We start from the raw sequence: 19,567 nt of genomic DNA, 5'->3' as shown, positions 1-19,567 counted from the left end.
TATTTACCTCCAATCATTTTTTATGAAATTCTTGTTTCTCATCATTTGGCACCTGCTGAATCCAAACATCTACTCCCTTTTGCTGCAACTGAGCTAATTCATTAGCCTCCTCTGCAGTTAAATTAATTGTTTTAGAGTAGTTTGTTGTTCCTTCTCTAGGCTTAGTGCCACCAAGATTAAGGCTCGTTATTTTGTCTCCAGTTCCTTTAATTAATTCAACGGCGTCAGCAACCGATTCCACTACGATTAACATTTTATATTTATCGGTTACCCCAGAATTAATTGCTTTAATACTGTCTGCTACAGACTTCATTACCAGTTTAGACTTTTCCGGTTTTGCCAATCTGATGGCCGATTTGCGAAAATCATCATGGGCAACATCATCATTTACTACAAATATCGTATTAACGTCTAAACTATTAAACCAGGAAACAGCTACTTGCCCATGGACCAAGCGATGGTCAACTCGCACTAGTTTAATCATTTTTCTTTCCTCCATTAACTAAAATCTATTGAGTACCTTGTTTTTACAGCATCCTGCAGTCTGTACTCTAGGGCTACAATTTTACCTTGTCTAGTTGAAAACAGGTTCGTAATTTTAAACACAGGATCTTTTTCTTGGATATGAAATTGCTTACTAATTTCTTCTGTTGCTTTAATTAACTGAAAGTCTTGGTAAACATCATCTGGCTTCTGTGTACCGGTATTGACCGCTTCAATAATTGACATTACTTTTAAGCAATTTGAATCAAATCCCGGAAAGTTATCTAAAAGTAAAAGTAAATGTTCACAGGTAATTTCACCCTTAATTTCCGCTCTAAAAGAAATATCATATAATAACTCCTGTGAGTTCACATTAAAAACTGCAGCATAATATGAACCAACTAGCCTTAGATAAGTATCCTTAAATTTTATTTTGTCCGATGACTCCAAATATAACGGCCTAATAATGCCTGTCATTTCCAAAATATTTTGCTTAGAAATTATTGGAGCAACAAATAAACCACTTCCTTTTTTACGCACAACTTTATTTTCAGCTACTAATTTATTAACAGCTTTTCTAATTGTGGTTCTACTAACATCATATTTTTTTTGCAATTCAGCTTCATTTGGGAGCGTGCTACCGGGCGGATAACCGCCATTATTGATTCTTTGATCCAAATCAGCATATATTTCTTTAAAAAGCAAAACTAATCCTCTTGATAATCATAAATATTATTGGCATTAAAATGATATTTAAATTTATTTCCTAATAAATATTGGGTAGTACTCTCAATTGGAAAATCGTCATCTTGATAATTAAAGCTGTTCACTTGATAGAGAGGAGTCCCCTTTTTGACCTGCAACAGACTGCCTATTTTTTTATCAGCCAAAAAACAACAGATACTCTCTCTACCATATGTTGGTTTGATCTGATATTCTTTTTCCAGTACCTCATAAAGTGACTTATTAGTAAAATCAATATTTGCCAGTCTGGTAAAATCTGTTTGATTAAAATATGTTATTTCATAGGTTAAAGGAATATCTTTGACAAACCTAATTCGTGCAATCTTGATAACCAGTCCTTCAGGTGCATTAAAAAAATCCTTTAATCTCCCTGGCATTTTTTCAATGGTGGTTGCCAAGTGCTTAATTTTGACAGTTTTATTCTTAAGTTCAGTTGTCATTGAGTCCATGCCTAGCATATTAATGTCAATTTTCCTGTTAGAAATTATTCCCGTTCGTTCTTTGGCTTGTATTTGGCCTTCATTTTTAAGCCTGTCTAAAGCATGTTTAACTGCATTACGACTAACTTGTAATTTTTCTGAAATTTCCCGTTGTGAAGGCAATTCACTCACTTTTTTAAAGTGAATTAAAAATTCTAAGTATTCTTGTACTTGTACTGCAGCAGTTCTTTCTTTAAATTCCATGATATCGTCTTCGTTCTGGTATCATTATTTTATTTTATTGCTTCTTTTTTTAAAGATTTCCCTTTTTAAGGGGCTAAAATCAAGGCAATCAATATTTTAAAATATATCTTTATTATTTTTGGTACCAGACTTATAGTAATCGCTTCCACTTACATTGTCAATGTTTTTTTATTTAATCCGCATTTTTATCTGCTTGAGGACGTTTTAATAGTGGAATTTGCCTTAACTGTTGGTAATTAGGGGCAAAGTAAAGTAAAATGTTTAAGGATTAAAAAAGGAGTGGCATAATGTCGAGACTAGAAAGGCCTGTCGTGATCGGTATTACTGGTGGCTCAGGCAGTGGGAAAACCACAATTGCTCAAAAAATTGTTGCACAAATGCAGGAAAATGAACATGTTCTGATTATGACGCAGGACTCTTACTATAAAGATAATACCGGTATCCCCATGGCTAAACGAATGAAGATCAATTATGATCATCCCGATGCCTTTGATGTACCTTTACTCGAAAAGCAACTGCGTGATTTGCTGGCATACAAGCCAATTGAGATGCCCGTTTATGACTTTAAAGAACATAATCGCAGCCAAAAAACCATTCACAAGGAACCAGCCGATATCATTATCCTTGAAGGAATTCTTGTTTTAGCTAACAAAGAGATTCGTGATTTAATGGATATCAAAGTATATGTTGACACAGACGACGATATTCGTTTCATTAGGCGCTTAGAACGGGACTTAAATGAAAGGGGTCGCTCTATTGAATCTGTAATTGACCAGTATCTGAGCACGGTTAAGCCAATGTATCATCAATTTATAGAACCTACTAAGCGTTATGCCGACATTATTGTTCCGGAAGGTGGCAAAAATGATGTGGCAATTGATATGTTGACTACTAAGGTTCATTCTATTTTAAGTAAAAAAGAGCAATAAAAAAGGAGTAAGCGACCTGAGCCCCAAAAGTTCGATAACTTTTGGGGCTCAGTACAAAATGCATTACTCCTTTTTGCGTATTTAATCAACTTTTGGCTTTAACGCATTATCGAATAAATTTGTGATCAGTTTAACTAAAACGCCATCGAAAACTAGCGAAGAAATGATATTAGTAATAAACATCACAATTTGAACCTGCATACTGAATTTACTCCAACCATATAAAATATATGATGGGATAAAACAGCCAAATGATGCAAAGAATGCACCGGTTAATACGCTTTTCCAGGTAAACTTTTGGTAACGCTCTTTTTTAGGAAAAAAGCCAATTTCATTAGTCGCACCCTGAATGACACCTGAAAGAATAGTAGTGGCTCCCCACTGCCCACCAATAGCCATTTCAACAATTGATGCCAGCAGTTCACCTATTGTCCCAGAACCAGGCGTAGGAACAAAATACATTGCCAGTGGTCCCGCCATAAGCCATAAACCAGAAAAAACAGTGTCTGTTACTGGCGCAAAACCTGTGGGTACCAAAAGCATCTTAACTAAATTAAAAGCCCAGTTAAAACCATAGGTATAAATAACACCCATAATGATACCAATCAGTGCAATTAAAATAATTGACTTCACATTCCATTTTGAAGACCTTGTAAACATAAAAATACTCCTAACTTTATATGTCATTAGGAGTATCTTTAGTAACTAAATTTAACACTTCCCTAACGCAGGTATTGTCCCGTTCAGGTTCAGAGGGTATTTCTCAGCTATTTGGCACCCCTAGTGACTGATATTCATTTCTTACTAGTATATCACATTTTAACTAGTTTTTCTGCTCTATTCAAAAGAACAAGTATTTTTAAAACTGACTAAAACTTGCTAATTTCTCTTTTGTAAGATCACGAATAATAGCTAGCGTCAGATCTACGGAAGCTTTAAAATCGGAATAAGCACTAAAACAATATGGCGAATGTTCATAGCGCACTGGAATGCCAATTACAATAGTTGGTGCTCCGTTTTCATAATAAATTGCAGCTCCATCCTGTCCGCCACCGGTACGAACCGACCGAGTATACGGAATATGATTTTTATCTGCTAAATCACAGGCATATTGCTGAAATTTAGGATTAGGTAAAAAGGATGTATCCATGTCACGCAGCATTGGTCCTCGTTTTAACCCTGTCTGCGATAACCACTCTGGGGTAAAAGTATCATCCGCTGGACAAGATTCCAAGACTATAGCTAAATCCGGCTTTACAGCTCTAGCTGTGACATATGCACCTCGCAAACCCACTTCTTCCTGGCTTGAAAGTGCAGCAACAACGTTAAAATCGCATTGTTCGTCCTTTAAATTGTCAAGAACATCTGCCATAGCAGCTGCGCCAAAACGGTCATCAAAGTCCTTACCGAAGAATAGACCACTTTTTTCATTGTATTCACATTTGACATCAACAAAAATTGGACAACCAGTATCAATTTGATAATCATTTATAGTTTCAGCTCGAGAACTGGAACCAACGTCAATTGACATATCTGCTACATCGGGTACATTATTTTTTTCAGCTGCAGTCATAAAGTGCGGGGGTTTAGTTGCAACTACTCCGGGCACATACTCACCTGCACGATTTTTTATTTTGACGCGTAAAGCAGGAATATTGTATTTGACCCAGCCACCCAATGGTACAAATTTAATCATTCCATTAGGCCGAACAGCCTGCGTAATAAAACCAACAGAGTCGGAATGAGCATCTAATTGAATTACCGGTTGATCTTTTTTATTTTCTTTCTTAGCTGCATAAACGTTGAGCATGCCATCAACTTTGACATTAGCAAAGTCATGCACAGTTTCAGTAAACAATTTAACAAATTCTTCTTCAAAACCTGAAGTAGAATTAGCATCGGAAAAAGCTTTGAGCATTTTAATTTCTTGTTGTTTATCCATCTTTTTACCTTCCACTTAAAATATCTTATCTATTAATTCTACCAAAAACTTGAGTTACAGGCTTTAAAAAAATAAATAAGATGATAAATAATCCTACTGCTTTTACTAATATATATGCTTTTTGTACGTAATTTAGTCCCTAAATACTTAAATTGCTTCAAAATAATCTGTTTTTCTAGCCAAAAAATGATATAATCGAAAATATTAGAAATTTTAATTGTTTTAAATGAAGGGTAGATAAATGCCAAAAAACGACAATATTAATAATATTATTGATCATAAATTGTTTAGTGAAGATGACATTCATCAGATGTGTGTCAAGTTAGGAAAGCAGCTTACTACAGATTATGCTGGTAAAAAGCCTTTAATTGTGGGGGCTCTTAAAGGTGCCATCTTCTTTTTAACCGATTTAGTAAGAGAAATGGATGTTAAAGCAGAAATTGATTTCCTGGACGTTTCCAGTTATGGTAACGAAATGGAGTCTTCCGGCAAAGTTAAGCTTGTTTCTGATTTAGCCACAGATGTTAAAGATCGTGATGTGTTAATTGTTGAAGATATCGTTGATACTGGATTGACTCTGGATTTTATGAAAGAATTGCTTAAAAAACGTGGTGCTAAAAGCGTTAAATGCTGCGTTTTACTTAACAAAGAGGCAAATCGCAAAGTAGATGTTGATATTGAGTATTATGGTTCAAAAGTCGGAAATGAGTTTGTAGTTGGCTACGGACTTGATTTTATGAATTTTTACCGTAATTTAAAATATATTGGTGTATTAAAACCTGAAATTATTAAATTAGTTAATAATAAATAAAAAGGAGTTGTCTAACTGACAACTCCTTTTAACTGTCTACTCTGCTTTAGGTGATTCTTTTTCATGGTCGACAGCTTTAACAATAAACCAGCGCATAAATCCCTGCTCTATATCGTCAAGTTTGAATTCAAATCCTTCTAACTCAACTTTTTCACCTTTTTTCAAATCTGGATAATGTTCCATCATGTAGCCACCAATTGTAATAATGTCACTGTCTTGGAAGCTTTTTAAATCCTTTTTAAAGTAGCGGGCAAAATCATATAAAGTGGTTTTGCCGGATACATGAATATTACCTTGCTCGTCTCTAATTATATAATCATCAGAAACATCATCAATTTCATCTTTGACAGTACCAAATAATTCTTCGTAAATATCCTTATCTGTAACTATTCCGCTGGTACCACCATATTCATCCACAACAAGGACAATTGGGGTATGCTTTTTAATCATTAATTGGAGAATATCTTGAATTGGCATCGATTCAGGTACAGTAATCATCGTTCGAATAATACGCGTAACTGGCACATTTTCGTCAATCTGACCCTGCTGAATAACATCAAAAGCATAGATATAGCCAACAACATCATCTTTATTGTTATCGCGCACAACTGGAATTCGGCTTGAACCTTCATCTAAATACATTTTAAGAGCTTGCTTAATTGTTTCAGTTGAATTAATAACTACTAGCCGTGTTCTATCAGTCATAATGTCTTTAGCTATTTTGTCATTCAGTTCAAAAGCACGTTTCATATAGGTCAGATCGTTTTTATCAAGTGAACCCCCATGAACAGCTTTACGTGATAATTTAATGATTTCTGATTGAGAATAAACCTGATTTTCCTCATCAGCTGGCTCAAAACCTAACATTTTCAGTAAACCATTTGAACTAGCATTAAGTAACCAAACGAAAGGGTAAACCAAAGTATGAAATAACTGCAAAGGTGTCACAATTTTTAGCAAAATCTTTACGGGCATGTCAATTGCAATATTTTTGGGCACAATTTCTGTAACCACAACTTCTAAATAAGTTAAAAGAATAACGCCTAATATTGCGCTAATAGAGCGAATGACAGAATGGTTAAGATCAACTAAATTAAACATTCTTTCAAATATTGCAGCTAAAGTATCAGCTGAAAACCAGCCCAAGACTACTCCAACTAAAGTAGTCCCGACCTGTGTCGTGGAGAGGTACTCATTTAAATTATGAGTCATATGCAGAGCGCGCTTAACTTTGCGATGGTTGCCAATTTTATTGGACAGCATATCTTCAAGCTGGCTGGGCCTAGTTTGAACCAAAGCAAATTCTGCAGCCACAAAGAAAGCTGCAAAAACAAAAATAACTAAAGTTGCTATTAAATTAGTAACTATTTGGGCCGTACTCAAAATTTATATCACCTTTATTAGTTTATCGTTTAAATTAAATTTCCTCATTAAACATTCTATCATTAATAGCGCTTTATTTTAATTAAATTACTTATCTATTTAACTAATTTATATATTTTTTTAAACGGTAAACGATCAGGATAAAATTTGGGATCATTAACTTCTGCCGCATTATCCTGGTATCCTAACCCAATTGCCATACCCACAAGTTCATCTTCTGGGATTTTACAATACTTACGTACCAGCTCAGGATAAGATACCATTGAGTGCGCTGGCATAATTGATAATCCCTCATTGAGCGCAAGCAGCATAATACTTTGTGAAAAAATCCCTAAGTCGTAAACTGACCAAGCTGGAGAGGTTCTGGGAATCGTCAAGAACGCGATATCCTGGGCGTTGAACATTTCATTGTTTGATTCCGAGAAAAGTTCCATTTTGTTCTTAAAAAAATACGGTTGGGAAGCCCCAACAGCAGCCATATTTTGACTAGGATATGAATCCCAATTAAGTGACAACATTTTGACAAAATCTTCGTGAGGCTCAACATTATTATCTATTTGAGTTTTCACTTCTTTTTTTAGACCAGCAAGCGCATCACCAGTTAACATATAAACCTTCCAAGGCTGTGAGTTAAGTAATGATGGGGATAACTGTGCCCTTTGAATAATCTTAGCAAGTAATTTTTCGTTAACTTTTCTACTAGTAAACTTGCGAGTTACTCGTTCATGGTTATAAACTTTATTAAATTCCATTCCGATTCAAATCCTTACATATAAAGAGAGCAATAATGAAACACTCTACTTTTTAAAAACAAATTTCTCTAGAATTTCAAATACAGGCAGAAATAATCAAAAATATTCTATTCTTTCAATACTCACTTGTTTACACTTCTATTAAAGTTACAAATTTAAGCATTACTATCTAATAAAATCAGTCATATACACATTAATAATATTAATAAATTCTACGCAATATTGCAAAGGTATTTGGCAAAGATAACAAAAAAATTTATAAAAAAAGATTAATTTATTTAAAACTTTGTGTATAATTCACAAACTTATTTTTTTTGCTTTTACTGTTAAATCAAGTTTAGTAATTTATATACAGAGATTATTACAATAGTTATTTGCAATTTGTTAAGCTTTAAACAAATACAAAATTAAAAAACAGTTTAACTATAAAACAAATTAAACCGTCCATTTATATTTTATATTGTCTGCGTATTTCTCGTTCTTGATCCCGTTTCTTAATTGCCTCACGCTTGTCATATTTTTTCTTTCCTTGACCGACACCAATGAGGACTTTGGCAAAACCATGTTTTAGATAAACTTTCAAAGGTATAATTGCAATCCCGCGTGCAGACTGGTCCTTAGCAAGTCGTGCCAGTTCCTTTTTATGTAAAAGCAACCTCCTTGAGCGAAGTGGTTCATGGTTATACCGATTGCCTTGCTTATATTCGCTGATGTGGACATTCTCAAGAAAAGCGGAACCGTTAATAATTTGTACATAGCCATCGCGTAAATTAATACGCCGTGCCCTCACTGATTTTATTTCCGTGCCCGTTAAAGCAATGCCTGCTTCATATGTTTCTTTAATGAAATAATCATGATGTGCTTTTTTATTTTGAGCAATTAAATTTTCATTTTTTTCTTTTTTCAATTTTCTAACCTAATGTTTGTATCTACTTAAATGTGGATGATTACCATTTTTTTGAAAATTGTTACGATAGTGACCCTTATGTGCGTGATCGTTGCGAAAGCCCCGATTACCATGTCTTTCGTTTTTAGCACCGCGATTGTTATGAGACTTCTTAGGAGCATTAGGATCATAGATTTCAAAATCAAGCTGATGTTGTTCAACGTTGGCATTAGTAAGGGTTACTTTAAGGGGCATCCCGACATGATATTGTTTATGAGTACCGCGTCCAGTCAGTGTCATGCTTTTTTCATTATAACTGTAGAAATCATCCGTCAAATTTGAAATATGAATTAACCCTTCAACTGTATTGGGCAACTGGATAAACATGCCAAAACTAGTCACAGAAGAAACAACAGCATCAAAGTGTTCTCCAACTTTATCCGCCATATATTCTGTCATCTTTAAGTCGTTTACTTCTCTTTCAGTATCAACAGATACACGTTCCTGTGTTGAAGTTTGATCTGCAACTTCAGGTAGATAGCTGGCAAAATGATCCTGTACTTTTTGGTTAATACCATTTTCACTATATGCATGAATCATTCTATGCACCATTAAATCGGAATACCGTCTAATTGGTGAAGTAAAATGAGTGTAGTATTTAGCAGCAAGACCAAAATGCCCTAGTGGTTCTTCTGAATAATGTGCCTGCTTTAAGCTACGAAGCATCATCATTTGAACTACTGCTTCTTCAGGTGTATCAGTTGTTTTAGCCACGACTTTTTGCAAGTCAATTGGTTTAACGTGATTGGGATCAGCAGTAATATGCAATCCAAAAGCACTGCAAAATTCAAAGAAGCCTTTAATACGCTCACCATCTGGAGTTTCATGTACACGATACAGAAATGGAACGTGTTTGCGATAAAAGTCTTCGGCAACAGTTTCATTTGCTATAAGCATGAATGATTCGATCATTTTTTCAGCTATACCACGATCGTGTAACACGATATCTGTGGGTTTACCTTGATCATCAACAATAATTTTTGCTTCAGGTTCCTCAAAATCTATTGCACCACGCTGATGCCTTTGCTGGTATAACACATTATGCAGTTCGGCCATATCTTGCAACATGGGTGCCAGTTTAACGTATTTTTCCTCTAGTTCTTCATGATTATCTTGATCTAAGACCTTGTTGACATTGTTATAAGTCATTCTGCCGTGTGATCGCATAACAGAGGGATGAATACGATAATTAACTCTTTTTCCTTCCGGAGAAATTTCCATTTCGCAAGACAAAACAAGACGATCTTGCCCCTCATTTAAAGAACAGATGCCATTAGATAATCTAAACGGCAACATTGGAATAACACGGTCAACAAGATATGTACTATTACCCCTGGTAAAAGCTTCTTTGTCCAAAGGAGAATTTTCCGTCACATAATGCGCTACATCAGCAATATGAACCCCTAAATGATAGTTACCGTTAGGAAGTTTCCATAAAACCACGGCATCATCGAAGTCTTTAGAATCATCCCCATCAATGGTAACTGCGGGCTGGTCCCTAATGTCCTCTCTATCCGCCATTTCTGCCTCAGTCACGTGATCAGGAATGGCATTAGACTGCTCAAGAGCATCTTCAGACCATTCTGTACGAACATCATGCTCAGAAACAATGGCCATAATATCGACGCCTGGTAAATTTTTGTTACCAATAATATTGGTAACAACACCAGTCATCGAATCTGGATTATCTTTGTCAGGATAGTTAGCAAGCGATACTTTGACAATATCTTGTCTTTGCGGACGCAAACTGTCCTGACTAATATAAACGCGATAGTTCGCCAGTTTTTTATTGGAGCTGAGAACATAACCAATAAAATGACTGGTTTTTATTTGAGCATCAGTCATTGAATGAAATTCACCGACAAGTGTTTTTGTACCACGTTCGAGAATTTCTTCTACTTGTCCTTCGGGCCCTTTGCCATTCCAAGGATTACCACCAGCAGTTATTTTGACTTTAACACGATCACCGTCTACGGCATATGCTGTATAATCACGAGCAATAAAAATATCATCAGCATCTTCGTCTTCGAGTTTGACGAAACCAAAACCCTTGCTGTTTGCCTTAAAAGTGCCTTCAACTTCGGTATTTTCTTCAGCTAATTGGTATCGGCCATTGCCATCGGTGATTATTTTCTTTTCCTGTTCCAAATAGGATAATGCTTTGACCATATCTGAAAAACTGCCAAGTCTGTCTCGGCGCAACATACGGTCAATTTGTTCAACTTGATATTGTTTTTTAGGATTGTGACGAAAAATCTCTAAAACATTGGCTAAGATATTCTCGTTTTGTGCCATGCACTTAACTCCATTTCGTTAGTAAAAAGATAAAAAAAGTCCTCCCATCACTTGATCGGGAGGAACCATTAGTTATTTTGAAGACAAATAAGCTAATACAATAGCAAAAGCGAAAAAGAGCACCAGTAAAACGGATGTTACTTTTTCCATAAATGCTTCAAAACCACGTTTCTTCGTTTGACCACTAAAAACTGCACCGCCAGAGAGTGCATTCAATGCATCTTGCTGCTTTTGCGGCTGCATCATTGTCGCAATAACGATTAAGATTGAAACAATAATTAGTAGCGTCATAAATAAATTGTACAATGCGCTGCCTCCAATATACAGATACGTTACTGGTAAATTTTAGCACAAAATAGATTTAATTTCGAGTATTATTTTTCGAGTTCAGGTGCATCGGTTTTAAATTTATTTTGCGTTGTTTTTTGGTGATTTTTATACCATAAAGAAGTTTTATTCTTTGCATACAAATTCTTCAATGCTTTTTGTTCATTATAATCATAATCTTGCGGTTTAACCTTTTTAAACCATTTTGGATGATAAAAACGTAAAAGGTTACCTGCTATAACACGATCAGACAATGAAAGCTGTGTTGTTACCTTGTTTGAAATTGCTACCAACTCAGTTTTTAATTTTTTGTCCGGCTGAATTATTTCCTCACCATTTTTAGTATCATAATATGTACTGCCTACTTTTGCATATAACGGTGTTATAAAGTCACCATTACGCTGGGCAACAATTTGTGGTGCCTTTTTACTTAATAAATCATGACCAAACTGTATAGTGCCCTTGTTCCTAATTCCAAGCAAATTTAACAATGTTGGCAACACGTCAATTTCGCCACCATAAGTTTTTTTAATGCCACCTTTTAACCCCTTCATATGAAACATTAGCGGAACCCGTTGGAATTTCAGGTTATCAAAATTAGTAAATTCATCCTGATTAAGAAGTTCTGCACTTGCCTTATGGTGGTTGCCAGAAATACCATAATGATCACCATAAAAAACGAGTAATGTATTTTTATCTAAACCAGTTTTTTTCATCCACCGCATTAATTGCCCTACGGCTTGATCTAAATAATGAGCCGTTTGGACATAACCATCGACCGTTTCATCACCAGTGTCAGTTTTGTCAATTGATTGATTTTTCTTATCCAAATCATAGGGATAATGATTAGTTACAGTAATTAATTTAAGATAAAAAGGTTGCGGCAAGCGTTCAATATACTTAATTGATTGCGAGAAAAAAATTTTGTCTTTTAAGCCATAACCTATGTAATACTTAGGTTTATTTTGATAATAAGAAAGCGGCATAAAGTACTCATAGCCAAATTGCTTGTAGGCATTATTACGATTCCAAAAAGACCCGGCTCCACCGTGCATAACGGCAGTAGTATATCCACCCTGTTGTTTTAATATTGCAGGAGCGCTTTCAAACGTATTTGAAGTGCCATAACTAGACATTGCTGAACCTGATTGTAAACCAAAAAGAGAATTTTCCAGCATCATTTCGGCATCCGAAGTTTTGCCTTGACCTACTTGATTATAAAAATTGGCAAAACTAAGAGTGTTTTTAGAATGATAAAGCTTATTTAGATTAGGAGTGACTTCCTTGCCGTGCCATTTATACCCTATTAGAAACTGCTGAAAGCTCTCAAGATGTATAACCAACACATTTTTGCCTTTTGCAACACCTGTATATGTGCTATTCGGTTTAACGTAGTTAACCTTTAAGTACTTTTTAACAGATTGCAAGTCAGATACGTTAGCCTTTGCCATTTGTTCGCTTGTTTGAGCTGTTTTAAAAGCATCATATACCGCATATTCATTCATACCCAAATATTTTACAATATAACTGTTGTCAAAAGTTCTAGTTAACAGACCTGAGCGGTCTTTTTGAGCCATCAACAAATTAACGCCAATGAGAAGAACTGCAATACCTTCAAGCAAAAGATTAAATCTTAACTTTAATGGACGTAAATCATATTTAACGACTTTGGCAACCATTAAAAGAATGACAAGAACAATGTCAATAAAGGCTAAAAAATCCGTAACTCGAGTTATTCCTACAATACTTTTGCCTAAATTATCAGCAGTTGAGCCGGAAGTTTTAATTATAGACAAAGATAAAAAATTTGAAAACTCGCGATAATAAAGGATATTGGCAAATAACCACAAACTGAGCACAAAATCAATTGCAATCATAATCCAATAGGACTTTCTGCCCTTAAAGAAAAGACCAATTCCCAGTAAAAGTAGTCCTGAAGGCAAAGGATTTAAAAATAACAGAAAATTCTGCATTGCACCTTCAGCACCTAGATTAAATTTTGTTAGATAAATTACGTATGTTTTCAACCAGAAAGTCACTAAAACAATAGTAAAAAAGCCTAGTTTGGTTTGGGTTAGCCATTGTAGAAAAGACTTAATACGTGTCATCCTATTCTCCTCTCACTAAGCCTATATCTTACCCTTAAGTGCAATTATGCGCAGGTATTTTAATAAAAATTAATCATTTTGTGGGCTTAGCAATTTTTGCGGTTTAAAAATCCAACCAAAGATTCCTAAAATCATGCCGAAAAAATACGTGACAAAACGCCACAAGAACATCCCTACGATTAAGGTACCATTAGATGAAATAAAGGTGGAAAATAAAGTTTGAAAACTATATTCTGCCCCACCTGATGCTCCCGGAATAGGTATGATTGCCATGAACATGATAATCATAATGTTCATTTGAGTTACGCTTGTCCAATCAGCAGAAACATTTAATGCTACCAGCGTCATATAGGGAATTGAATAAAAACATAACAGTTGTAATACAGTGAGTACTACACACACTAGCAATTTCTTTTTTTCTCTTTTTAGCTTTTGGCTTTCTTCATAAAATGTTTCAATTTTGTCAAGCGTGTTTTTGCGCCATATAGCGACCCGCTCTTGATTAATAAATTTCGCCAGTAAGTTCATTATCCAATTGGCAGCATTTTTAGTCCAATTATAGGCAAACAAAATTGCCAGCAAAAAAGCAATAGAACTAACATGAATTAAAAAGCCGATTGCAATGAAAACAGCTAAACCCGCAAACTTGGTTGCAACCATATGAAAGCCAGTAATAATTGTAGTGACGTAAGCTAAAAAAACTACAATTTGATAAATAATAAACTTCATTAGTAGTAAGGATGTTGCCCGACCGCCTTCTATTCCCATTTGAACCATAGCAGCCAATTGCGAAGGCTGTCCACCAGTTGACATAGGAGTGATGGCATTGAAAAGCGCTTGAATCAAAGGAATTCTAAAAAAAGACCATTTTGAATGTTTAGGTTCATTTTTGCGTTTGGTAAGAACTGCCAAAATGCTAGCTTCAAAAACATAAGAAAGAAGCATCAAACTAAAAACAGCAACTAATCCAATCAAATTAATATTGCGAGCTGCTTGCTCCAATTGCGCAATTGGAGTTGATCTTAAGTCAACATATAAGACTATGCCACTTATTACTAGAACTATGGCAACACCCCACAAGTGTTTTTTATTCATTAGCGAATTTGTCCCAGCTCACGACCAATTTCATACTGTTCGTGATAAAAATCATCCCATATATGGGCTAAATTATCTTCAGAATATTTTTCACTGGCTTCATCAGATAACTTGCTATATTTATTTAAAATTGCAGTATCGTGAGCAGCTGCTTGTAATTGCTGATTCATTTCAGTAAAATTGCTGCCCTTCAGGTAGTAACCACTAATTATTGCCTGATATAAATCGAGATCGCGCAACAAAACTGGCGTACCACAGCTAAAGGCCTCTAAAACAGACACAGGAAACAGCTCATCATAAGACGGCAAAACAAAAAGATCTGCAATATTGAGGTAGTCAACTAATTTCTGTCGATCAATGATTCCCGTAAATTTAAGATTATGTGGCGGATTTTCGACCAATTTTTTAAAATGATCATAACCATCAGTTATTTTGCCAAAAGAAAAGCCTCCGGCCCAAATAAATTGCATCTCAGGATTTGCTTCGGCCAATTTGGCAAAGTCATCAACACCTTTACGAGCTTGTACTTGACCATCACCGAAAACCACAAATTTATTAAGTGGTATACCTAATTGATGCCTAAATGAATTCTTTTTTTCCTGACTTTCTGAATAAAACTCATTCTTCGATACAAAGTTGGGAATATACTTCACATTTTCACGCTTAATACCATATTTAACTAACTTATCAATAAAAATCGGATTAACAACTACGATCTCATCCATCCGTTTATAAAAATCAATTACATACTTATAAAAAATATTTTTTGCCAATGATGGCAATTTAACTGATCCTTCAAGCGTTTCCGGCAAAAAGTGAACATAACCAATTTTGCGTCCACGTGCTGGTGAAAAGCTGTTAGCAAAATAAGTTGGATTTACCGTATGATAATGTGTCAGATCACTTTTGCCATACTTGTTGTTAGTGACATAAAACTTATCGACCAAGTGTGTTCTAAGTAATCTTATCAGCTCCGTATAAGCAGAACCGACTCCCTGTGCTTTTACTGAGGCAGCTTGTGAAAACATATTAATTCTAATCATTTGTCTCCTCTTTGAGATCCTTTTGATAATTTGAAATTGTGTCTTGATAAAATTGATAAACTGAACTGGCAAATTTTTGAGCAGAGATTTGATCCATTTTTGCAGCTAATTTATCATGTGGGATTTGTTTTCTCCCTTTTCTTAAGTAGAATAATATTTCATTTAACATTTCGCCAGGACCATTAAAGACTTTGCCAAATTCTTCATCATCAAAAACATGCTCAGTATAGTCTGTATCATAAACGACGCATCTTGTGCCTGAAGCCAGGGCTTCAATATATGTCAGACCTTGAGTTTCCGTATCACTGGCCGAAACAAACAAATCAGCCATTTTATAGTATGAACCAACATCATCATGAGGTATATCCCCAGTAAATATTACACTATCTTCCAATGTTAATCTTTCAACCTGTTCTTGCAAAACTTCCATATCTGGTCCATCGCCAGCAATTACTAGACGTGTTTTTGGAAACTCATCAATAATTTCTGGCATTGCATTCAGAATGCGGTCAATTTTCTTTTCTTCCGCAACTCTGCTCAAAGTTAACAATACTGGTACATCGTCTGGTATATCTAACTCTTTGCGAACGTCAACTGTCTCAAGCTTATTTAAGCTATTTATGTCCACTCCAGTTGGAATAACTCTCATAGGTATGTTTACTCTATAACGCTTTAAAAGTGCTTCTACACGCTTACTGGGAGCTATAACGCCATCCATATTTTTTAAGTAGGCATTAGTAAATTGCTTAACATGATATGGTCTAAGCAAATGTCCATTTAAAACGTAGTGCAGGTAATCTTCATACATAGTATGGTAAGTATGAATTGCCGGAATTTTCAATTGGTGGGCAACGTACTTCCCTATCATACCCAAAGCAAATTCGGTTTGGGTATGAACAATATCCAATTTAACTTCACGAGCAACCTTTGTAGCTTCAAAAAAACCTCTAAACGCAACACGTCTATCAGTAAACGAAATAAAGGGAACGCTGCTGAAACGGAATATGTTAGCCTCAACTGTCCCTTTTTTTATATGAGGATCGGTAGTAGTAAAAATAAAAACATTATGACCCTGCTCCTCAAGAGCATCCTTTAAGGTTTTAATTGATGTTGCAACACCACTTAATTGTGGAAAATATGAATCGGTAAAGATACCTATATTCATCTTAAATACCTCCATAAAAGGTATTATAAAGATTACACATAACTTGTGCAATTTTTATAGAAAAAATTAACAATACAAAAGCAGCTCTCGTGCGAGAGCTGCTCAGTAAATAGCGGTGATCGGGGTCGAACCGATACGTCCTAAACGGACACCAGATTTTGAGTCTGGCGCGTCTGCCAATTCCGCCACACCGCCATAATAATATGTTTTAATTAACAGTTCAATGAGTGAACCGATAAAGGCGGGGATCGGATTTGAACCGACGATTAAGGTTTTGCAGACCTCTGCCTTACCACTTGGCTACACCGCCATCGAATTTTATTAATAAATAGATTGGGATAGCTGGATTCGAACCAGCGCATAATAGAGTCAAAGTCTAGTGCCTTACCGCTTGGCTATATCCCAATGCTAGGGCGGAATATGGGATTCGAACCCATGTATGCCGGATCCACAAACCGGTGTGTTAACCCCTTCACCAATTCCGCCATGAATGTAAACAGGGATAGTAGGAATTGAACCCACACTAGCGGTTTTGGAGACCGATGTACTACCTTTATACGATATCCCTATTATGGAGGAGGGTGGATTCGAACCGCCGAACTCAGAGAGAGCGGTTTTACAGACCGCCGCGTTTAGCCACTTCGCTACTCCTCCAGGCTGATGGCGCGGGACGGAATCGAACCGCCGACACAAGGAGCTTCAATCCTTTGCTCTACCGACTGAGCTACCGAGCCATCCTACGGTCCATATCAGATTTGAACTGATGATCTTCTCCGTGACAGGGAGACGAGATAAACCACTGCTCCAATGGACCATATTGCGGGAGGTGGATTTGAACCACCGGCCTTCGGGTTATGAGCCCGACGAGCTACCAGACTGCTCCATCCCGCGATTTTATTAAAGGAGGATGTGGGATTTGAACCCACGCACGGCAAGACCGTCTAACGGTTTTCAAAACCGTCCCCTTAAGCCACTTGGGTAATCCTCCAAATGTAAATATACCAAGAATGGTAATGACCCGTACGGGATTTGAACCCATGTTACCGCCGTGAAAGGGCGATGTCTTAACCACTTGACCAACGGGTCATATTTATCGTTCTTACGCCATAAGACGCTTAATTATAATACCGAACTTATTGCCAAAAGTCAACCATTTTTTATTTAGTTGATTCGATAAATCCTTTTAAGTTGCTGAATCACAACGTTATTAATAATACAGGATTATGATTCATCATGCAAGAGTTTTGTGTAAAAAGTTAAACTTTTTTTCGTAGGATCGCCAATTAAAATTTTTACTTATGGCAATACCAATATTGTTATAACATATTGTCAAAAAAGGCTGAATTACAACTCCTTTAAAGATTTAACAACTGATTAAAGCCCATATCTAGTAATTAAAAAGACCGTTAGAACAAAATCTACGGTCTTCTTAATTATATCAGCGGAGACTGAGAGATTCGAACTCTCGCACCAGAATAACCCGATCTACACCCTTAGCAAGGGCGCCTCTTCAGCCACTTGAGTAAGTCTCCACAATGGGCCTAAATGGACTTGAACCATCGACCTCACGCTTATCAGGCGTGCGCTCTAACCAGCTGAGCTATAGGCCCCAAAAAGCGGGTAACGAGAATCGGACTCGCGACTAAAGCTTGGAAGGCTTTCGTTTTACCACTAAACCATACCCGCACTAATATAAATGGCGCGGGACGGAATCGAACCGCCGACACAAGGAGCTTCAATCCTTTGCTCTACCGACTGAGCTACCGAGCCATCCTACGGTCCATATCAGATTTGAACTGATGATCTTCTCCGTGACAGGGAGACGAGATAAACCACTGCTCCAATGGACCATATTGCGGGAGGTGGATTTGAACCACCGGCCTTCGGGTTATGAGCCCGACGAGCTACCAGACTGCTCCATCCCGCGATTTTAAAATATAAAAGTACAAACAAACTCCATACTTTATGGACCTTGTAGGACTCGAACCTACGACAGGACGGTTATGAGCCGTCTGCTCTAACCAACTGAGCTAAAGGTCCAAGCTCTGGGAAATAGCGGCGGGGGGGATCGAACCCTCGACCTCCCGGGTATGAACCGGACGCTCTAGCCAGCTGAGCTACACCGCCAACAATGCAATCATTTTATAAAGATTACAATCGGGAAGACAGGATTCGAACCTGCGACCCCCTGGTCCCAAACCAGGTGCTCTACCAAACTGAGCCACTTCCCGTAATTATGCGCCCTGAAGGATTTGAACCTTCAACCTTCTGATTCGTAGTCAGACACTCTATCCAGTTGCGCTAAGGGCGCATCACTAAATGCCGAGGACCGGAGTCGAACCGGTACGGTTGAAACCAACCGCGGGATTTTAAGTCCCGTGCGTCTGCCAATTCCGCCACCCCGGCAAGTAATGAAAGCGGAAGACGGGATTCGAACCCGCGACCCCCACCATGGCAAGGTGATGTTCTACCACTGAACTACTTCCGCACGATATGTGATGCCGATTATACGATTTGAACGTACGACCCCCTGTTTACAAGACAGATGCTCTACCAACTGAGCTAAATCGGCAAAATGTAAATATGGTATATATTACTGGCGAATACGGGTGGTGGGACTTGAACCCACACGTCCGAAAACACTAGAACCTAAATCTAGCGCGTCTGCCAATTCCGCCACACCCGCAAAATGGGGCCATGAGTCGTGACGGGCTTGAACCGTCGACCCTCTGATTAAAAGTCAGATGCTCTACCAACTGAGCTAACGACTCGAGATGGAGGATACAGGGCTCGAACCTGTGACCTCCTGCTTGTAAGGCAGATGCTCTCCCAGCTGAGCTAATCCTCCATAAGCACGGCAG

At 36.9% G+C, this 19,567-nt stretch carries 16 protein-coding genes, 27 tRNA genes and 1 riboswitch; of the genes, 2 read left to right on the top strand and 41 right to left on the bottom strand.

Annotated elements, in window-relative coordinates; genetic code table 11:
- Positions 1-13 precede the first annotated feature (13 nt).
- The 3 genes from JF76_RS02605 to JF76_RS10060 are packed head-to-tail and all read right to left on the bottom strand — an operon-like array spanning position 14 to position 1,910.
- Positions 14-484 carry a PTS sugar transporter subunit IIB gene (locus JF76_RS02605; RefSeq protein ID WP_045927681.1) on the bottom strand — a complete coding sequence of 157 codons (471 nt, stop codon included), beginning with the start codon at positions 482-484 and terminating at the stop codon, positions 14-16.
- Positions 485-498: 14 nt separating this feature from the next.
- Positions 499-1,188: a GntR family transcriptional regulator gene (locus tag JF76_RS02600; protein WP_045927680.1), complete on the bottom strand. Its 690-nt coding sequence runs from the start codon at positions 1,186-1,188 to the stop codon at positions 499-501.
- A 2-nt stretch (positions 1,189-1,190) separates the two neighbouring features.
- Positions 1,191-1,910, bottom strand: a complete 720-nt coding sequence (locus JF76_RS10060; protein WP_045927679.1) for a GntR family transcriptional regulator — start codon at positions 1,908-1,910, stop codon at positions 1,191-1,193.
- Positions 1,911-2,197: 287 nt separating this feature from the next.
- Between JF76_RS10060 and udk the strand changes: the two genes are divergently transcribed.
- Positions 2,198-2,839, top strand: coding sequence for a uridine kinase (udk, locus tag JF76_RS02590; RefSeq protein ID WP_045927678.1), 642 nt, complete (start codon positions 2,198-2,200; stop codon positions 2,837-2,839).
- A gap of 81 nt (positions 2,840-2,920) precedes the next feature.
- Here udk and JF76_RS02585 read toward each other — a convergent pair whose 3' ends face one another.
- Together JF76_RS02585 and JF76_RS02580 are read right to left on the bottom strand one after the other, a co-directional pair.
- Entirely contained in the window at positions 2,921-3,499 is a 579-nt protein-coding gene (locus JF76_RS02585; protein WP_034977091.1) for an ECF transporter S component, read from the bottom strand.
- A gap of 42 nt (positions 3,500-3,541) precedes the next feature.
- A riboswitch (TPP riboswitch) is annotated at positions 3,542-3,631 on the bottom strand.
- Between the two features lie 67 nt (positions 3,632-3,698).
- A complete protein-coding gene (locus JF76_RS02580; RefSeq protein WP_045927677.1) occupies positions 3,699-4,781 on the bottom strand; it encodes a M42 family metallopeptidase in 1,083 nt (360 codons plus the stop codon).
- A gap of 241 nt (positions 4,782-5,022) precedes the next feature.
- Between JF76_RS02580 and hpt the strand changes: the two genes are divergently transcribed.
- A complete protein-coding gene (gene hpt, locus JF76_RS02575) occupies positions 5,023-5,592 on the top strand; it encodes a hypoxanthine phosphoribosyltransferase (RefSeq protein ID WP_034977086.1) in 570 nt (189 codons plus the stop codon).
- A gap of 36 nt (positions 5,593-5,628) precedes the next feature.
- On the opposite strand, the gene JF76_RS02570 is transcribed toward hpt, so the two are convergent.
- From JF76_RS02570 to JF76_RS02395, 36 genes are all read right to left on the bottom strand, one after another.
- The gene (locus tag JF76_RS02570; protein ID WP_045927676.1) at positions 5,629-6,975 is read right to left on the bottom strand and encodes a hemolysin family protein; all 1,347 of its coding nucleotides are present in this window, start codon (positions 6,973-6,975) and stop codon (positions 5,629-5,631) included.
- A gap of 95 nt (positions 6,976-7,070) precedes the next feature.
- Entirely contained in the window at positions 7,071-7,727 is a 657-nt protein-coding gene (locus JF76_RS02565) for a nitroreductase (protein ID WP_045927675.1), read from the bottom strand.
- A 448-nt stretch (positions 7,728-8,175) separates the two neighbouring features.
- Positions 8,176-8,634, bottom strand: a complete 459-nt coding sequence (gene smpB, locus JF76_RS02560; protein WP_045927674.1) for an SsrA-binding protein SmpB — start codon at positions 8,632-8,634, stop codon at positions 8,176-8,178.
- 9 nt (positions 8,635-8,643) lie between these two features.
- Positions 8,644-10,968, bottom strand: a complete 2,325-nt coding sequence (gene rnr / locus JF76_RS02555; RefSeq protein ID WP_045927673.1) for a ribonuclease R — start codon at positions 10,966-10,968, stop codon at positions 8,644-8,646.
- A gap of 72 nt (positions 10,969-11,040) precedes the next feature.
- Complete coding sequence (gene secG, locus JF76_RS02550) at positions 11,041-11,274, bottom strand: preprotein translocase subunit SecG (RefSeq protein ID WP_034977075.1); 234 nt, start codon at positions 11,272-11,274, stop codon at positions 11,041-11,043.
- Between the two features lie 68 nt (positions 11,275-11,342).
- Positions 11,343-13,403, bottom strand: a complete 2,061-nt coding sequence (locus JF76_RS02545) for an LTA synthase family protein (RefSeq protein WP_045927672.1) — start codon at positions 13,401-13,403, stop codon at positions 11,343-11,345.
- Positions 13,404-13,472: 69 nt separating this feature from the next.
- Complete coding sequence (locus JF76_RS02540; protein WP_045927671.1) at positions 13,473-14,498, bottom strand: lysylphosphatidylglycerol synthase transmembrane domain-containing protein; 1,026 nt, start codon at positions 14,496-14,498, stop codon at positions 13,473-13,475.
- Positions 14,498-15,541, bottom strand: coding sequence for a glycosyltransferase family 4 protein (locus JF76_RS02535; protein WP_045927670.1), 1,044 nt, complete (start codon positions 15,539-15,541; stop codon positions 14,498-14,500). The genes JF76_RS02540 and JF76_RS02535 overlap by 1 nt, the downstream gene beginning before the upstream one ends.
- Positions 15,534-16,706, bottom strand: a complete 1,173-nt coding sequence (locus JF76_RS02530; protein WP_045927669.1) for a glycosyltransferase family 4 protein — start codon at positions 16,704-16,706, stop codon at positions 15,534-15,536. Before JF76_RS02530 ends, JF76_RS02535 begins: the two co-directional genes overlap by 8 nt.
- Before the next feature lie 110 nt (positions 16,707-16,816).
- Positions 16,817-16,901 (bottom strand) — tRNA-Leu (locus JF76_RS02525).
- 44 nt (positions 16,902-16,945) lie between these two features.
- Positions 16,946-17,016: transfer RNA gene (locus JF76_RS02520), tRNA-Cys, on the bottom strand.
- A 23-nt stretch (positions 17,017-17,039) separates the two neighbouring features.
- Positions 17,040-17,111: transfer RNA gene (locus JF76_RS02515), tRNA-Gln, on the bottom strand.
- Positions 17,112-17,118: 7 nt separating this feature from the next.
- A tRNA-His gene (locus tag JF76_RS02510) sits at positions 17,119-17,191 on the bottom strand.
- A gap of 12 nt (positions 17,192-17,203) precedes the next feature.
- Positions 17,204-17,274 (bottom strand) — tRNA-Trp (locus JF76_RS02505).
- A 4-nt stretch (positions 17,275-17,278) separates the two neighbouring features.
- Positions 17,279-17,360: transfer RNA gene (locus tag JF76_RS02500), tRNA-Tyr, on the bottom strand.
- A gap of 7 nt (positions 17,361-17,367) precedes the next feature.
- Positions 17,368-17,440 (bottom strand) — tRNA-Phe (locus tag JF76_RS02495).
- A gap of 6 nt (positions 17,441-17,446) precedes the next feature.
- Positions 17,447-17,520 (bottom strand) — tRNA-Asp (locus tag JF76_RS02490).
- Between the two features lie 3 nt (positions 17,521-17,523).
- Positions 17,524-17,597 (bottom strand) — tRNA-Met (locus JF76_RS02485).
- Between the two features lie 10 nt (positions 17,598-17,607).
- Positions 17,608-17,694, bottom strand: a tRNA-Ser gene (locus JF76_RS02480).
- Positions 17,695-17,720: 26 nt separating this feature from the next.
- A tRNA-Glu gene (locus JF76_RS02475) sits at positions 17,721-17,792 on the bottom strand.
- 356 nt (positions 17,793-18,148) lie between these two features.
- Positions 18,149-18,238: transfer RNA gene (locus tag JF76_RS02470), tRNA-Ser, on the bottom strand.
- A gap of 4 nt (positions 18,239-18,242) precedes the next feature.
- A tRNA-Ile gene (locus JF76_RS02465) sits at positions 18,243-18,316 on the bottom strand.
- A gap of 5 nt (positions 18,317-18,321) precedes the next feature.
- Positions 18,322-18,392: transfer RNA gene (locus tag JF76_RS02460), tRNA-Gly, on the bottom strand.
- A gap of 11 nt (positions 18,393-18,403) precedes the next feature.
- Positions 18,404-18,476 (bottom strand) — tRNA-Phe (locus JF76_RS02455).
- Between the two features lie 6 nt (positions 18,477-18,482).
- Positions 18,483-18,556, bottom strand: a tRNA-Asp gene (locus JF76_RS02450).
- A 3-nt stretch (positions 18,557-18,559) separates the two neighbouring features.
- Positions 18,560-18,633: transfer RNA gene (locus JF76_RS02445), tRNA-Met, on the bottom strand.
- Positions 18,634-18,672: 39 nt separating this feature from the next.
- Positions 18,673-18,746, bottom strand: a tRNA-Ile gene (locus JF76_RS02440).
- Between the two features lie 13 nt (positions 18,747-18,759).
- Positions 18,760-18,833, bottom strand: a tRNA-Met gene (locus JF76_RS02435).
- A 30-nt stretch (positions 18,834-18,863) separates the two neighbouring features.
- Positions 18,864-18,937 (bottom strand) — tRNA-Pro (locus tag JF76_RS02430).
- Positions 18,938-18,943: 6 nt separating this feature from the next.
- Positions 18,944-19,017 (bottom strand) — tRNA-Arg (locus JF76_RS02425).
- 9 nt (positions 19,018-19,026) lie between these two features.
- Positions 19,027-19,112, bottom strand: a tRNA-Leu gene (locus JF76_RS02420).
- Positions 19,113-19,122: 10 nt separating this feature from the next.
- Positions 19,123-19,194 (bottom strand) — tRNA-Gly (locus JF76_RS02415).
- 11 nt (positions 19,195-19,205) lie between these two features.
- A tRNA-Thr gene (locus tag JF76_RS02410) sits at positions 19,206-19,278 on the bottom strand.
- Positions 19,279-19,310: 32 nt separating this feature from the next.
- Positions 19,311-19,392: transfer RNA gene (locus JF76_RS02405), tRNA-Leu, on the bottom strand.
- A 12-nt stretch (positions 19,393-19,404) separates the two neighbouring features.
- Positions 19,405-19,477, bottom strand: a tRNA-Lys gene (locus tag JF76_RS02400).
- A 4-nt stretch (positions 19,478-19,481) separates the two neighbouring features.
- Positions 19,482-19,554: transfer RNA gene (locus tag JF76_RS02395), tRNA-Val, on the bottom strand.
- Between the last annotated feature and the right edge of the window lie 13 nt (positions 19,555-19,567).

Source organism: Lactobacillus kullabergensis (assembly GCF_000967195.1).
GTDB lineage: Bacteria > Bacillota > Bacilli > Lactobacillales > Lactobacillaceae > Lactobacillus > Lactobacillus kullabergensis.
Note: the sequence above shows the minus strand (reverse complement) of the source record. Positions and strands in the feature narration are given on the sequence as shown.